Source organism: Chryseobacterium lineare (assembly GCF_977014045.1).
This window is the reverse complement of the sequence record NZ_CDRNIQ010000001.1, coordinates 1,092,891-1,108,868: the sequence shown is the minus strand read 5'-3', so window position 1 is coordinate 1,108,868 and position 15,978 is coordinate 1,092,891. Positions and strand designations below refer to the sequence as shown.

Here is a 15,978-nt window from a genome sequence, read left to right as displayed (position 1 = left end):
CGTACTTGTCAAAATATTTATCGCACTATTTACGAGTAAATATTTGAGTTTTGTGAAAATACCTTGTTTTTTGTGTCATTTTAAATATTAAAGGCTCGTCATTTTTATTAAAAAACGGTCTATAGAAACAACTTAAAAAGGAACATTTAAAAATTTAATGCAGAATTAAAAATCAATATTATTAATGATTATATTTGCAAAGTCAAATTTCTAACCGACCAACAAATAAAAGTTATTTAAAAATAAAGATGAAATATAAAAGAATCCTTCTGAAACTTAGTGGTGAAGCCTTGATGGGGAACAGACAATATGGTATTGACAACGAAAGGCTACAGGAATACGCAGCTGAGATCAAAAAAGTAGTTGACAAGGGCTGCGAAATTGCCATTGTGATTGGAGGAGGAAATATTTTCCGTGGTGTGGCAGGAGCGGCAAAAGGAATGGACCGCGTGCAGGGGGATTATATGGGAATGCTTGCAACCGTAATTAACGGAATGGCACTACAGGGCGCTCTGGAGGATGCAGGAATTAAGACAAGACTTCAATCTGCCATTGAAATGGATAAAGTTGCTGAACCTTTTATCAAAAGAAGAGCGGTAAGACATCTTGAAAAGGGTAGAGTAGTAATCTTCGGAGCTGGAACAGGTAACCCTTATTTTACGACCGACACTGCAGCAACATTAAGAGCGATCGAAATCGGAGCTGATGTAATTTTAAAAGGAACAAGAGTAGACGGAATCTACGACAGCGATCCTGAAAAAAATGTAAATGCCGTAAAATATAATTCATTATCTTTCGACGAAGTGTATGCTAAAAATCTTAAAGTGATGGATATGACAGCATTTACTTTAAGCCATGAGAACAAATTACCGATCATTGTTTTTGATATGAACAAAGACGGAAATCTTGAAAAGATTGTTGATGGAGAAAACGTTGGTACTTTAGTTGATTTGTAGTTTAGAGATTACTTATTAAGTATATCCGCTTCTTAAATTCATAAAAAAATTAATTGCCCGGATATTAGTTGACAGCTAATATTCGGGCATTTTTCATAAAGCTCTGCAACTTTCTAAAATTCATGGACCGATTAATATTTCAGACACAGATTTCATTTCAACAAGATGATTTGATTTATAATAAATTATTTAAAAATTTAAATCTCTGTAAGGAGAAATTTATTATATTTGATTTACAATCAACTAAAGTATTAATTATGAAAAATCTAAGAAAATTGCCGAAGAAAGAATTGAAAACCATTCAGGGTGGAAGGCCACCTCTGGGGTGTAATGATTGGAATCAGACAAAAGGTTGCTGTAGATCTTGGGATCCCGGTTATTGTGGAAATACAACATGTCCGGATTCACCACCGCCACTTTGCTAAATCTATAAAGCTCCTTTGTCTCAAGACTTTGGAGCTTATTTTTATTCATAATATATTTAATGAACAAAAGCCATATCAAAATAGATTTACTTATTCTTTTTATATATATTTTTCCTTTCCAAAATTCAATTTTCTCAATTTTAATTTTTTTAGCTATAACAGCATTTTCCGGATATTTTACTATCTTTGGAAGCAGTAAAAAATAGTAAGAAAAACAGTAAAAATAAGCGTTTGTAACGAACTTACAGAATTGTAATTTACTGATAATCAAAAACTATTTAGTATGTGTAACTTATCAAATTTTTATTATATAATGGAAGAATTAGATCTTATAGTAGAGTCTGTACAATACGATATGGAAGCAGCTGTTAAGCACCTGGATCATGCATTTCAGAGAATCAGAGCCGGACGTGCGTCCACCAATATGGTTCAGGATGTAATGGTAGAATATTACGGAGCCCTGACACCGATCAATCAGGTTGCGAATGTTTCTATTCCGGATGCAATGACGATTTCTATTCAACCCTGGGATTCTAAAGCGATTAATGATATTGAAAAAGCAATCATTAATTCAAATCTTGGTTTTGCACCTTCCAACAACGGTATCAACATCATTCTTAACGTCCCGCCATTAACGGAGGAAAGAAGACGCGAACTGGCAAAACAGGCAAAAGCAGAAACTGAAGACACAAAAGTCGTGGTAAGAAATGCCAGACAGAACGGATTGAAAGAACTTAAAAAACTTGATGGCGTATCTGAAGACCTGATCAAAGGTATTGAAGCAGATATTCAGGTTCTTACCGATAAATATGTGAAAATCTGTGATGAGCATCTTAAAGTAAAAGAAGCTGAAATTATGAAAGTATAATTCAGAAATTTCAAATATTAAAAGCGGCTCTTTCGAAGCCGCTTTTGTTTTTACAGGCAGTTAATATTCCCATTTTTATTTTTATTTTTCAGGATAAGCTGATATGTTTTCATCAATTCCGAAATATCGCATTTCGTTTCCTTATTGGCAATACTGCCCGGATCCTGATTATTTCCTTTAGACCGTACGGAATAATTTTTCTCGAAACACTGTACCGCTTTATTATTCAAAATGTATATTCGTTTTTCTTTAATATCGTCTTTCGTTTCCGGCCTTTCAGGAGTTCCACCATCATTAAAATTCCAGACGGTTTCATTATTAAAAATGAAAAATACCTGATCATCTTTCACAAAATATTTTGTTGAGGAAGAAAAATGACTGTGTTCAGAATAAAAATCCTTTACCACTTTAAGCTTTTTGTCCTGATAATAAAGGGTAACTTCGCCTTCTCTTTCATCACAGTTATAGGTAAATGTTGTTGAATCAAGCTTTTTTGAAGTTAATAAATTGTTGACATTTTCATACTCTTTTTTAATGTCAGCTGTATTCTTTATAGAATCATCAGGAATTCGCAAAGAATCATTCTTTACCCTTAAACTCTCTTTTGAATCACTATTTTGCAATGTTTTTGTTCCTTCTTTCTTGCAGGACATAACCAGTAGTAAACTCAGAATCAGAACTGTAATTTTCATATAGATCAATATTTTGGTTCCATTAACATATACAAAAAATATGCTGTGATAATATTTAAATAAACAATGTTTTTTATTTAACCACAAAAGTTACAAAAGATTAAAAATTTCTATCATAAGAAAAAAGCTGACAATAGTTTTAAAAATCTTTGATTTTTGTTCTTTTGAAAACTTTGATTAGCTCATAAAAAACTTTTTAAATTTGTCTTTTGTAACTTTTGCGGTTAAATTCAATATTAGCTTAAACAGGTTTATAATAAAAAAGATCCGGAAAAAATCCCGAATCTCTTAAAGTAATGCTGAATTACTGATATCTTTTATGCTCTTCTTTTTTGACGAATAGCTTTGTAATGGGTTTGAAGAATGCTTTGTATTTTTCTGCATCGAATAACTGAGAATCTGTCAAAGCTTTATAGGTCATCCAAATCCCGAAAGGAAAAAGAACGAGATTGGGAACCCAAGCAGCCAGATAAGGATTAATTTTTCCTGACCATGCCATATTCTCCACACCTACATTAATTACATAAAATATAATAAAAATGACGATCGCAATAATCACGGGAAGCCCCATTCCCCCTTTTCTGATGATAGATCCAAGACTTGAACCGATCAGGAAGAATATAATACAGGTAAAAGAGTAGGTGACGATTCTTTGCTGATAAATCACTACTTTACTATAATATTTCACACCGGGATCAATCTCATTGTTCTTAGATTCCAGAGTACTTTTAAGATTGTCCAGCCTGCTGTAGGCATTGTTGATGATATCAAGCTTTTTGTCGCCTTTTACAGTATCAAGTTTCAAAATCTGCTTCGGTTTTACCTTCGCTTTATTTTGCTTGGCATCCATATAGGTCATTATCGAATTCGTTTGACTCAAGACATCATTATTGATATTCGTAAAGAATTTATCATTTTCTTTTTTGGTCTGATCGATCGTTTTGTTCAGTTGGTTGAATGTTTGAAAACGATAATCATCCGTTATCTTTTCCTCTTCAATCGCCTTATTAATAATTTCACTAATGTCAAAATGCGAAACCAGTGAGTCAAATTTAATTGCCTGATCCGGCTGCTTCAGACGAACATTTTCTGCTTTTCCGGCAAAATTATCTTCGTAAACATATCCGTTGTAAAGTACAAGCTTAAGGTAATTATTATTGACTGCAGGAACAAATTTTCCTTTTTCTGCAACAATTGTCTGTTGATTTTCGTAGCTCGTTGCTTTTTTATGAACAAAAACGCCTTCGATATTTTCTGCGTTCTCGCCATAAATTTTATCAAACTTAACCATGTTACCTGGAATCTGATCAATAAACTGTCCCGGCGTAAAATTGAGTGCCGGTTTTGTCTGAGCAATATTGAAAAGCATATTTTTTGCTTTCCGCTGAAAATCCGGGATAATATTATTGGAGAAAAAATAAAGCATGACCGAGAGAATAACCGTCACTCCCAGTAAAGGAACCATAACTCTCGTCAGAGAAATTCCTGCTGCCTTCATGGCTGCAAGTTCGTACCGTTCGCCGAATTCTCCAAAAGACATAATACTCGCCAAAAGAATGGTAAGTGGCAGAACCATACTGATAACGCTCACTCCAAGGTAGAAAAGCAACTTGACAATCTGAAAAGTGCTGAGCCCTTTCCCCATGAACTGGCCTAGCTGAACCCAGATAATATTCACAATAAATATGAAAAACAGTACGCTGAATATAAAGAAAAACGGTCCGAAGAAAGTTTTTATGATATATCGGTCTAGTATTTTTAACATTTGCCAAAATTAATGAAAAAGCCACAAAGTTTCCTTTGCAGCTTTTATATTTTATGAAATTTTTATAATAATTGAAATCGCCAAATTTTGAAACGTAAAAACCTTTAGAAGAAAAGGTTTAACCTTACCCATTTACGATTTTATTTTTTAAAGCTCGGTAATAAGATAATTTTTGAATTTATTCTTATCAAACATAAACATTCCCGGATCAAGATTCTGGTTTTCCTTGTACTCTTTAATGGCAATCACCGCAACATCCTGATTGCTGCCATGTTGTTCAAGTTTTACCATCTGCTTCTTTGCAGAATCTACAAAGAGATATACATACTTTATTCCGTTTGATTTTACAGGAGTCAGTTTAATAAAATCCGTACTCACACCATTTACGTTTTTCTTTCCGTTATAAGTTACGTTATAGTCGTTTCTGTAAGTCGAAAGATAATTGATAGGGGAGAACATAGAGCCGCTTCCATTTGGTTTGGCGATCGTCACTTCCATATCTTCTGTGTTGATATTATAAATTTTGCTGCCATCAAAGATCTGTTCAGTTTCCATGATCTTTAATTTGTACTTATCTCCGGCGGAGTAATAAATTCCAGGCTCTGTTTTGGAAATCTGTCCGCTGGCTCCTGTTCCGAAAGAAAATTTAAAATAAGAATTCTTTTTGGAATTATAGTTTGCCGTGATATCATCCAATATTTTTTTAGCCTTTGCATCAATTTTTTGCGCATTGGCAATATTTACCGCTCCTACAACCAGACTGCTTACTATAATTTTTGAAATAATATTTTTCATTTTTATTTAAATCTTTTAATCTTTAGACATTTTCAAATGCTGAAAGTTAAACTAAAATATCAGTTTATTCTTTTAACTGCGCAAATCTTCCAAAAACTGTTCCAAAGAATGAAGATCACTGATCAAAACTTCCCTTGCCTTCGCCCCATTGAATCCTCCAACAATGCCGCTTGCTTCCAGCTGATCCATAATTCTACCTGCCCTGTTGTATCCTAATTTTAACTGTCTCTGCAACATTGATGTAGAGCCTTGCTGTGTGGAAACAATAATTCTTGCCGCATCTTCAAACAACGCATCTTTTTCGTTAGGATCAAAAGCAGCTACACTACCGGAAGAATCTTCAGACACATATTCAGGAAGGATAAATGCCGAAGCATACCCTTTCTGCTCGCCGATATATTCAGCCAGCCTTTCCACTTCCGGTGTATCCACGAAAGCACACTGAAGCCTTAAGATTTCATTTCCGTTAAAATAAAGCATATCTCCTTTACCGATCAGCTGATCTGCACCTGGAGAATCTAAAATCGTTCTTGAATCTACACTTGAAATTACTCTGAATGCCGCTCTTGCAGGGAAATTTGCTTTAATCATCCCCGTAATAACGTTTACAGACGGTCTTTGCGTAGCAACGATCAGGTGAATACCCACCGCTCTGGCCAGCTGCGCCAATCTCGCAATCGGGAGCTCAACTTCTTTTCCTGCAGTCATGATCAGATCTGCAAACTCATCAACCACCAAAACAATATAGGGTAGGTAACGGTGACCGTTTTCAGGATTAAGTTTTCTTTCAGTGAATTTTTTATTGTATTCCTTTAAATTTTTACAGAATGCATTTTTAAGCAGATCATACCTTGTGTCCATCTCAATACAAAGAGAATTCAGGGTATTGATTACCTTATTTGTATCTGTAATAATCGCTTCCTCAGCATCCGGAAGTTTTGCCAAATAATGTCTTTCTATTTTTGAATATAATGAAAGCTCTACTTTTTTAGGATCTACCATAACGAATTTCAATTCGCTCGGATGTTTCTTATAAAGGAGAGAAGTTAAAATCGCATTAATCCCCACCGATTTACCTTGCCCTGTAGCACCTGCCATCAGTAAGTGAGGCATTTTGGAAAGATCGGCCATGAAAATTTCATTGGATATTGTTTTACCGAAAACCACCGGAAGATCCATATCCGTATTCTGAAATTTTTGTGAAGCAATCACCGAACGCATGGAAACCATCGTAGGATTTTTTCTCGGAACTTCAATACCGATCGTACCTTTGCCCGGCATCGGAGCAATAATCCTGATTCCCAAAGCCGAAAGATTAAGGGCTATATCATCCTGGAGTTTTTTAATGGCCGCAACACGAATTCCCGCCTCCGGAACGATTTCATATAATGTTACTGTCGGGCCGATGGTTGCTTTAATTTCCGCAATTCCTACGTTAAAATTTTTCAGCAATCCGACAATCTTATTTTTATTTTCTTCTAATTCTTCCTTATTAATAGAAATTTCCTCATTTCCGTAATCTTTCAGCAAATCTACAGTTGGCATCTGGAAATTCGCAAGATCCAGCTTATGATCATACAGACCATGTTTTTCTACCAATTCCTGTGATTTTCTGTCGGAATCATCCAGAATATCAATAACAGGAGCTACTTCTACTTTAAATTTAATATTATCGTCTGTCGCAACGGCTGTAGAAGTTGTAGATTTAATATCAAAAGCCTGCTCCGGAGTTGATACGGGAACTGAAGGTTTTGGGGTTAAATTTAAATGCAATGATTGTGAAAAATCATTTTTATCTTCTTCGAAAGAGGTCTTATTTGGTGTGACGATTGTTTCAACATCTGAAGCGGCAGGAACTTCAAGAGCGTCATTATTTTTTTTAGATTTTAAAGTTTCTGTAACGGTAATTTTAGATGGATTAATTTCTGTATTTTCAGATTCTTCAATAAGTTCGTCATCCGCTTCAAAATTCTCGTCAGAATTAGGAAACATAGATTTTACCCTGCCAATCGTATTTTCATTAATATCATTAAATTTTGACTTGATAGAACTCGGGCGAAGATTAAATTCCAAAATAAAATACAAAGCAATACTCGCCACCAGAACCAGCCAAAGACCGATTGTACCGATGATGGCGTTGAGCGAATCCATAATCTGATACCCATACACTCCGCTAAGAACCCCTTGGCCTTTGGTAACAGCACCGAAGAAAATGGGCAACCAGCAGATGAAAAACAAAGAATGGCCAACGGTTTTCCAGGGTTTGAACATTTTCTTTTTAAGAATAACGGTCCCGAACACCAAAAATAAAAATGCAATAATAAAGGAAGCCACTCCGATACTTTCAAAAATAAAAATATTTCCGAGCCAGTCGCCGAGTTTCCCGAAAAGATTCGAAGATTTTATGCTTTTATCCAGCATGGTTCCTGCCTGACTCTGATCTGCCTTCCAGTTCATGAGATATGAAACAAAAGAGAAGGTAAGAACGACGGAAAAAAGTATAAAAGTAAGACCGAAGAACACTCTCGGCTTCGATAAAAATTTGCCTTTTTCAGGCGACTCCTGTTGTTTTTTTTGCGTGTTTTTATCCATAATATGTTGTGGCAAATTTAATGTTTTTAGACATTAAAAATGTGTGTTTACTTAAAAAGAAAATATAATTTTTTGAGAGAAAATCATTACCGTTTTCCTGTTTCCATGACTAAAATATTTAAAATAATTTAAATATGATTTAATTTTTCCTCCAACCTTTCTTTAAAATAAAATAAGATATTGGAGCCGTTTTTCATTAGCAACACCTCTTAAATTACTTTAAAATATTATAAGTACAGCAATCATCATCAAATTCAAAAAACAGACTCTGAATCATTCAATATTTATCAATAAAAATATTATTATTAAGAATCTTTAAAAATAACACTTATCGCCTTCAAAGTGATAAAAAACAGTTTTTTTTAACGGCTTTATAGTTTATCATCCTTATTTTTGCCTATCAAGTATATATTTATCATGAAGAAGATCCAGGATATTCTTATCTCGACCAGAACAATGGCTGTGTTGCTGCTGGTGTACGCATTTGCGATGGCATATGCAACGTTCCTAGAAAACGATTACGGAACTCCGACAGCAAAAGCATTAATTTACGAAGCGTGGTGGTTTGAACTGATCATGCTTTTACTCATCCTCAATTTTATAGGAAATATCGCAAGATACAGACTTTGGAAAAGAGAAAAGTGGCCGGTACTGGTCTTTCACCTTGCATTTGTGCTTATTTTTATTGGTGGAGCGATTACAAGATACATCAGTTTTGAAGGTACAATGCACATCAGAGAGGGCGAAATGTCTAATGAAATTGTAACGGACAAAAACTTTCTTAAAATTCAGATTGAAGAAAAGGGGGATGTCCTTAATTATCAGGATATTCCTTATTTAATGTCTCCTTTACACAAAGATTTGCAGGCAACGTATGATTTTCACGGAAAAGAAGTGAAAGTAATTGCAAAAGAATATGTTCAACGGAAAAAAGACAGTCTTGTCGCTGATCCGAATGGTGCGGAATACCTACATCTGGTATCCACAGGACAGACCGGAAGACAGAATATTTTCATCAAACCTGGTGAAACAAAGTCGATCAACGGAACTCTGGTAACTTTTAACAGAGCCATTGAAGGCGCCGTGGAATTCAAAAATGAAAACGGTAAATTATTCATCAAAACTCCTGTTGATGCAAGCTATATGACCATGGCAACCCAGGCGACAGGAAATACAAAGAAAGACGAATTTCAACCGTTGGCCTTAAGAAGCTTATATTCAATTAACGAGCTTAAACTGGTTGTTCCTGAAGGTCTTAAAAAAGGAAAATTAATGTCTATTGAAGGTGACAGAAAGAAAGATCAGAGTGTTCCTGATATGTTAACGGTTGAACTTCAGGGTCCAAAAACAAAACAACTGGTAGAACTTTCTGTTGAAAAAGGAAACCCGAATGCTTATAAACAGGTAACGATGGACGGACTGAATATTATGATCGGTTTCGGTCCTAAAATTTACAACACACCTTTCTGGCTTAAATTAGATGATTTCGTTATGGAAACTTATCCGGGAAGTTCATCTCCGAGTGCTTATGAAAGCCATATTAAAATTGTTGAAGATGGAAAACAGACTCCTTTTAAAATTTATATGAACCATGTTCTGAATCATAAAGGATACAGATTTTTCCAGTCAAGTTTTGATCCCGACAGAATGGGGACTGTACTTTCCGTAAACCACGATTTCTGGGGTACGCTGATTTCCTATATCGGTTATACTTTCTTATTCGGAGGGATGTTCTTCATGTTCTTCTGGAAGGGAACTCATTTCTGGAAATTAAACAAAATGCTGAAAGACGTCAATAAAAAAAGAGCGGTAACGGTATTTTTATTGTTGTTAAGTTTCGGTCTGAATGCACAAAAAATAGAAACACACGGGACAACCGACGGAAGCAAAGAACACATTCATACAGAAGGGGACGGACATAATCACGCTCCTGCTCCTGAAACGGTTCAGCCACAAGGAGCACAGCCATTTACAAAGATGAAAATGGTTTCAGCTGACGAAATTATTGCCAGAAATAAAATAGATAAGGAACATGCAGATAAATTCGGGTATCTTTTGGTTCAGAATTTTGAAGGAAGAATAGTTCCTATTAATACGGAAGCTCTGGATGTTTTAAGAAAACTGTATAAAAAAGATGAATTCAAAGGAACAGATGGAAAATCACTTACTGCGAATCAATGGTTTTTATCAGTCAATATTGATACGCCAAGTTGGACAATGGTTCCGATGATTAAAATAGGAACAAAAGGAGGTGATGAACTGCAGAAAAAAACAAAAGCAAATGATGAAGGATACACTTCTTTGATGAATCTTTTCCCGGCAGATGCCAACGGAAATCTAAGATATATTCTTGAAAGCGATTACAACACAGCATTTCGTAAAAAAGCTTCTGAACAGACCAATTATGACAAAGAAGTTATCGCGGTAAACGAAAGAGTTCAGATTTTTAACGAATTTTTCAGCGGTCAGTTTATGAGAATTGTTCCCGTGAAAAACGATGCTAATCATACATGGCATTCATGGCTGGACCAGAAAATGGAGCCAGATACGGAATCTCAGGAGGTAATGGGACCTTATTTCGCGGAAGTTTTACAGGCCCAAAAATCGGGTAACTGGTCAAAAGCCGATGAGCAGCTGGCTAAGCTTTCAGATTATCAGCAGAAATGGGGTAAAGCAGTCGTTCCTGCGAAATCAAAAGTAGATCTTGAAGTTTTCATGAATAAAGTAAATATCAATTTCAAATTATTGATTTTCTATACTATCATCGGAGGGCTTCTTCTTATTTTAGGTTTCATTGAATTATTTAAGCCGAAAAAAGTTTTAAATAAAACGATCAAAGCAATCATAGTATTAGGAATTGTAGGATACTTGTTCCATTTCCTGGGCTTGGTAGCGAGATGGTATATTTCAGGTCATGCACCCTGGAGTAACGGTTATGAAGCGATTATTTTCATTTCGTGGGTTGGAATTTCAGCAGGTTTATTATTGTACAGAAATTCAAATGCACTGATCCCTGCTGCCGGATTTATGGTAGCGGTTATCATGATGGGATTCGCGCATGGAGGTTCTGCTCTTGATCCACAGATAACGCCGCTTGTTCCTGTACTGAAATCTTATTGGCTGATTGTACACGTTGCGATTATTACGTCCAGCTACGGATTCTTTGCCCTGTCGATGATTATTGCCGTGATCAGTTTAGTATTTTATATCATTTCCAATAAAAGCACTCATACCATTCATCACGATACAACGTTGAAGGAACTGGCAATTGTTTCAGAAATGTCGCTTACGATAGGATTATTCGCTCTTACAGTCGGAAACTTCTTAGGAGGAATCTGGGCCAACGAATCCTGGGGAAGATACTGGAGCTGGGATCCCAAGGAAACCTGGGCTTTCATCTCCATTATGGTGTATGCGTTTGTACTTCACATGAGATTGGTTCCGGGGTTGAGAAGCAGATGGGCTTTCCATGTGGCGACGATGTTCGCTTTCTGTTCGATGGTAATGACGTATTTCGGAGTAAATTACTACCTGAGCGGACTTCACTCTTACGCAGCTGGGGATCCTGTTCCTGTTCCGGCCTGGGTGTACATCGGACTTGGAACCATGTTGGCATTGGCCATTGCATCTTATGTTAAATTTAAAGTTCTGACTAAAAAATAGATTTTTCAATGTATAAAAACAGAATCCCGGAAAGCAATTTTCGGGATTTTTCGTTTGTTAAAAACACAATATTAGAATTATTATAATCAACTAATATTTATCAGACGCAAAGTTTGCAGGTACTGACATATAGTATAAGTAGGCAAAGAAAGGATCAGCAAACTGATCTGATGAAGGCGTGTATAACTTGTACGCTTTATCAGCGACTCTGCCGCTCCGCTCTGCTTCCTTCAAAAATGCAAAATCATAATAAGACTTTGTCGTCGATTTTATTCACGTTTAAGAATCATTAGCCTATCATTAAATGCATATTGATTAAAAAACTTTTAGTATAAAATATAAATTGTCATTGATTAAATTGAAATTTATTCATATCTTTATGATATCAAAATAATATCAAATTAAAAAAAATCAATATCATGGAAAAAGTTCTAAAACCAATGTCGGGATACCTTACTCTGGTTATTTGTCTGGTACTGTTTGTTGCCTCAGTGTATTTCTTTATCACAGGAGTTGACTACAGTATTACTTTTGTCGTTTTGGCATTACTCTGTTTTATCCTTTCTTGTTTTTTCTTAAAAGGATTAATGATTATCCAGCCAAACCATTCAAGAGTACTGAATTTCTTCGGAAAGTATGTAGGAACAGTAAAGGAAAACGGACTGTTTTTTATCAATCCTTTATATTCGTCTCAAAAAATCAGTCTTCGTTCTGAAAACCTTCAGGGACAAACGCTGAAAGTAAATGATAAAATGGGAAATCCGATTGAAATTGCTGTTGTTATCGTCTGGAAAGTTGGCGATACTTACAAGGCTGCTTTTGATGTTGAACGGTATTCAGATTTTGTAAAAATGCAAAGTGAAGCCGCAGTACGGCATCTGGCAATGAGTTTCCCTTATGACAATCTTGAAGACGATCACGCCCCGATTACATTAAGAGAAGGTGGAGAAAAAATCAATGCTATTCTTGAGCAGGAACTTACGGAACGACTTTCAAAAGCAGGAATTACTATTCAGGAAGCGAGAATATCACACCTTGCTTACGCATCGGAGATCGCAGGAGCCATGCTTCAGAGACAGCAGGCCACAGCCATCGTAGCAGCAAGAACAAAAATCGTAGAGGGCGCAGTCGGAATGGTAGATTTGGCTTTGAAAAAACTTTCTGAAGAAAATATTGTTGAGCTTGATGATGAAAGAAAAGCCGCGATGGTAAGTAATCTGATGGTAGTTCTTTGTGGTGAAAAAGCTGCGCAACCTATCCTAAATGCAGGAACTTTGTATAATTAATAATGAAGCGTTAGAAATTAATATACGTCTTTGCGAATAAAAAATATTCATAATAAATAAAAAAAATCTTTGCGTTAAAAACCAAAGCATGAGGTAAAAATCAGAAAAGTAACAAAAAAATGAAATCAGAAAAAACTCAGAATTCTTCCGAAAACAAAAGCAAAAAATCTTTTGTTATAAGGATAGATGAGTCTACGTACAAACTTTTGGAAAAATGGGCAAATGATGAATTCAGGAGTGTAAATGGACAAATTGAGTATTTGCTTCATCAAAGTTTAATGGATTCAGGCAGGAAAAAGAAACAATAATTTAGTAATAAAATTATAATTTTTTCTTATTTTTGTATAAAATAATTCCCACATTATGATAAATACAGTGCTTGAATTTAAGAAATACCGGGACAGTATTCCGCAACTTATTCAGAATTCTGATTATAAGACAGGATATTTCATCAATCTATTGGGTCTTAAAACCCCAACTTATTACCGGAAACTTAAAGAAAATTCTTTTTCTGTGGAAGAGATTGAATTGCTGACCAAAGCATTATACCCTAAAGAAGCACTTTTAATGGAACTACAGGATGCGGAAGACGATTATGCAAAGGGCAATGTAAAAGAGCATGAAAAATTTACGGAAGAACTAAGGCAGGAGTTTCTTTAATTTTTCAGGGTTCTGATAATTATTCCAGAAAGATGCCAGCAGGATTTCATCCTTCTCGGTTAATCGGTAGTATAAATAAATTTGTTCTACAATTAAATATTTTCTGTAATGGGTATTTTCTTCGTAGGCAGAGCCTATATACGGATTTTGAGAAATGTTCACCACAGCGATGTCTACCAACTTCATGAATCTTTTGATTTCTTTTTTAGTCCAGAACTCTTTTAAATAAAATAAATTATCTCTGTAGTTTTTCTGGGCTTTGACGGACCATACTACTTTTTTCATCTGAATGTTTTTTCAAAAATATAAAAAACACAGGAATAGAGAAATACATAATTTATAATAAAATACTTAAACAACAAAAAATCAGAGAAATTTCTCTGATTTTTTATTTTATACAGCTTTGAAGTGTATCTGCACCGAAGTAAAATATCACGAGCCAGATCAGCCCTTTTATGGTAAAGAAGGCAAATCCTGCCCAGCCAACACGTTTAAACCACTTCTTAAACTTCGAATTATTTTCCTGAGAGTTTTCCATTTCTGAGTGTCAAAAGATTACTATACAAAGATAAACATGTTTATAATTAGTCCAAATAAAAAGTCATTAAAAAAAATTAAATTTTGCGGTTCGCATAATATTTTTAACTTTAGGGAAAACGAAAAGTAAATTTTTTATGTCTAAAAAAGTAAAGGATTTTGGGATTGAAAAAACGCTCAAAAATCTAGGAATTAAGGATGAAAATAAGGGAACTTCAACAGGCGGAAAATACTTTGCAACAGGAAAAACGATAGAAAGTTATTCCCCGGTAGACGGGAATCTTATTGCTAAAGTGAAAACCTCCGGAGAGTCGGACTACAACAAAGTACTTGAAGCTGCAGAAAAGGCTTTTAAAGAGTTCAGGCTGATTCCTGCTCCCAAAAGAGGAGAAATTGTAAGGCAGCTGGGCCAAAAATTAAGACAATATAAGGACGATTTGGGGAAACTCGTTTCTTATGAAATGGGAAAATCTCTGCAGGAAGGTTTAGGTGAAGTTCAGGAGATGATCGACATCTGTGACTTTGCCGTAGGAGTTTCGAGACAGCTTCATGGATATACAATGCACTCGGAAAGACCTGGCCACAGAATGTACGAACAATATCATCCGCTGGGAATTGTAGGAATTATCACCGCTTTTAATTTTCCTGTCGCCGTATGGGCGTGGAATACTGCCCTGGCATGGATCTGCGGAAACGTAACCATCTGGAAACCATCAGAAAAAACACCGTTTTGTGCATTAGCCTGCCAAAATATCATGAACGAAGTTTTAAAGGAAAATAATCTTCCTGAAGGAATTTCAAGTGTTTTGGTTGCAGATCATGAGATCGGACAAAGACTTGTTGATGACAAAAGGGTAGCTTTAGTATCTTTTACCGGTTCTACAAGAGTAGGAAGAATGGTTTCTACAAACGTTGCACAAAGATTCGGAAAATCTATTCTTGAATTAGGAGGAAATAATGCCATTATCATTACTCAGGATGCTGATATCAATATGTCTATCATCGGTGCCGTTTTCGGAGCTGTAGGAACAGCAGGACAGAGATGTACATCTACAAGAAGGCTTATCATTCACGAAAGTGTTTATGATGAAGTGAAAAACAGATTGGCCAAAGCATACGGACAATTAAAAATCGGAAATCCGCTGGACGAAACGAATCATGTGGGACCACTTATTGATACTGACGCGGTGAACCAATATCAGGAAGCGATCAAAAAATGTAAGAAAGAAGGTGGAAAATTCATCGTTGAAGGTGAAGTACTAAAAGGAAAAGGTTACGAATCCGGATGTTATGTAAAGCCATGTATCGCAGAAGTGAAGAATTCTTACGAAATTGTGCAACATGAAACATTTGCGCCGATTTTATATCTTATCAAATATAAAACGCTGGAAGAAGCCATAGCTATTCAGAATGATGTTCCTCAAGGTTTATCGTCTGCCATCATGACCCAAAATTTGAGAGAAGCGGAATTATTCCTTTCTCATGCAGGCTCAGATTGCGGTATTGCCAATGTGAATATCGGAACCTCAGGAGCAGAAATCGGCGGTGCATTCGGTGGTGAAAAAGAAACCGGAGGCGGAAGAGAATCAGGTTCAGATGTATGGAAATATTATATGAGAAGACAGACGAATACAATAAATTATACAACAAACCTTCCTTTAGCACAAGGAATTAAATTTGATCTTTAAGCATAAAACATCAGGAAATTCAGAGATTTAAAAATTAAAAATTGTCAACTT

13 protein-coding genes are annotated in these 15,978 nt (G+C 35.5%); 8 read left to right on the top strand and 5 right to left on the bottom strand.

The genetic code is table 11. The features are described 5' to 3' along the window. The first annotated feature begins 248 nt into the window (after nt 1-248). The 3 genes from pyrH to frr all read left to right on the top strand — a co-directional run bounded on the left by pyrH (nt 249) and on the right by frr (nt 2,249). Nucleotides 249-956 (top strand): UMP kinase, encoded by a 708-nt coding sequence (gene pyrH, locus ACWNCI_RS04940; protein ID WP_346985346.1) that lies wholly within the window; start codon nt 249-251, stop codon nt 954-956. Between the two features lie 257 nt (nt 957-1,213). Further along, a complete protein-coding gene (locus tag ACWNCI_RS04935; RefSeq protein WP_346985347.1) occupies nt 1,214-1,381 on the top strand; it encodes a bacteriocin-like protein in 168 nt (55 codons plus the stop codon). A 313-nt stretch (nt 1,382-1,694) separates the two neighbouring features. Further along, nucleotides 1,695-2,249, top strand: coding sequence for a ribosome recycling factor (gene frr / locus ACWNCI_RS04930; RefSeq protein WP_346985348.1), 555 nt, complete (start codon nt 1,695-1,697; stop codon nt 2,247-2,249). 50 nt (nt 2,250-2,299) lie between these two features. Here the strand turns inward: frr and ACWNCI_RS04925 are convergent, their stop codons facing one another. From ACWNCI_RS04925 to ACWNCI_RS04910, 4 genes are all read right to left on the bottom strand, one after another. Further along, complete coding sequence (locus ACWNCI_RS04925) at nt 2,300-2,941, bottom strand: hypothetical protein (protein ID WP_449387403.1); 642 nt, start codon at nt 2,939-2,941, stop codon at nt 2,300-2,302. A 304-nt stretch (nt 2,942-3,245) separates the two neighbouring features. After that, nucleotides 3,246-4,706 carry an LptF/LptG family permease gene (locus ACWNCI_RS04920; RefSeq protein ID WP_449387402.1) on the bottom strand — a complete coding sequence of 487 codons (1,461 nt, stop codon included), beginning with the start codon at nt 4,704-4,706 and terminating at the stop codon, nt 3,246-3,248. 147 nt (nt 4,707-4,853) lie between these two features. Further along, nucleotides 4,854-5,501: a LolA family protein gene (locus ACWNCI_RS04915; protein WP_449387401.1), complete on the bottom strand. Its 648-nt coding sequence runs from the start codon at nt 5,499-5,501 to the stop codon at nt 4,854-4,856. A 72-nt stretch (nt 5,502-5,573) separates the two neighbouring features. Beyond that, nucleotides 5,574-8,093: a DNA translocase FtsK 4TM domain-containing protein gene (locus tag ACWNCI_RS04910; protein WP_449387400.1), complete on the bottom strand. Its 2,520-nt coding sequence runs from the start codon at nt 8,091-8,093 to the stop codon at nt 5,574-5,576. 417 nt (nt 8,094-8,510) lie between these two features. Here ACWNCI_RS04910 and ccsA point away from each other — a divergent pair, with 417 nt between their 5' ends. The 4 genes from ccsA to ACWNCI_RS04890 all read left to right on the top strand — a co-directional run bounded on the left by ccsA (nt 8,511) and on the right by ACWNCI_RS04890 (nt 13,702). Beyond that, on the top strand, nt 8,511-11,756 hold the full coding sequence (gene ccsA, locus ACWNCI_RS04905) for a cytochrome c biogenesis protein CcsA (RefSeq protein ID WP_449387399.1): 3,246 nt from the start codon (nt 8,511-8,513) through the stop codon (nt 11,754-11,756). A gap of 419 nt (nt 11,757-12,175) precedes the next feature. Continuing rightward, entirely contained in the window at nt 12,176-13,042 is an 867-nt protein-coding gene (locus tag ACWNCI_RS04900) for an SPFH domain-containing protein (protein WP_346985351.1), read from the top strand. Nucleotides 13,043-13,161: 119 nt separating this feature from the next. Next, the gene (locus ACWNCI_RS04895) at nt 13,162-13,350 is read left to right on the top strand and encodes an Arc family DNA binding domain-containing protein (RefSeq protein WP_346985352.1); all 189 of its coding nucleotides are present in this window, start codon (nt 13,162-13,164) and stop codon (nt 13,348-13,350) included. Nucleotides 13,351-13,405: 55 nt separating this feature from the next. Beyond that, complete coding sequence (locus tag ACWNCI_RS04890; RefSeq protein WP_346985353.1) at nt 13,406-13,702, top strand: hypothetical protein; 297 nt, start codon at nt 13,406-13,408, stop codon at nt 13,700-13,702. On the opposite strand, the gene ACWNCI_RS04885 is transcribed toward ACWNCI_RS04890, so the two are convergent. Further along, nucleotides 13,682-13,987, bottom strand: coding sequence for a hypothetical protein (locus ACWNCI_RS04885; RefSeq protein ID WP_449387398.1), 306 nt, complete (start codon nt 13,985-13,987; stop codon nt 13,682-13,684). The two genes, ACWNCI_RS04890 and ACWNCI_RS04885, sit on opposite strands and share 21 nt — an antisense overlap. Before the next feature lie 389 nt (nt 13,988-14,376). On the opposite strand from ACWNCI_RS04885, the gene amaB reads away from it, so the two are divergent. Next, the gene (gene amaB, locus ACWNCI_RS04880) at nt 14,377-15,927 is read left to right on the top strand and encodes an L-piperidine-6-carboxylate dehydrogenase (RefSeq protein ID WP_449387397.1); all 1,551 of its coding nucleotides are present in this window, start codon (nt 14,377-14,379) and stop codon (nt 15,925-15,927) included. Nucleotides 15,928-15,978: the final 51 nt, after the last annotated feature.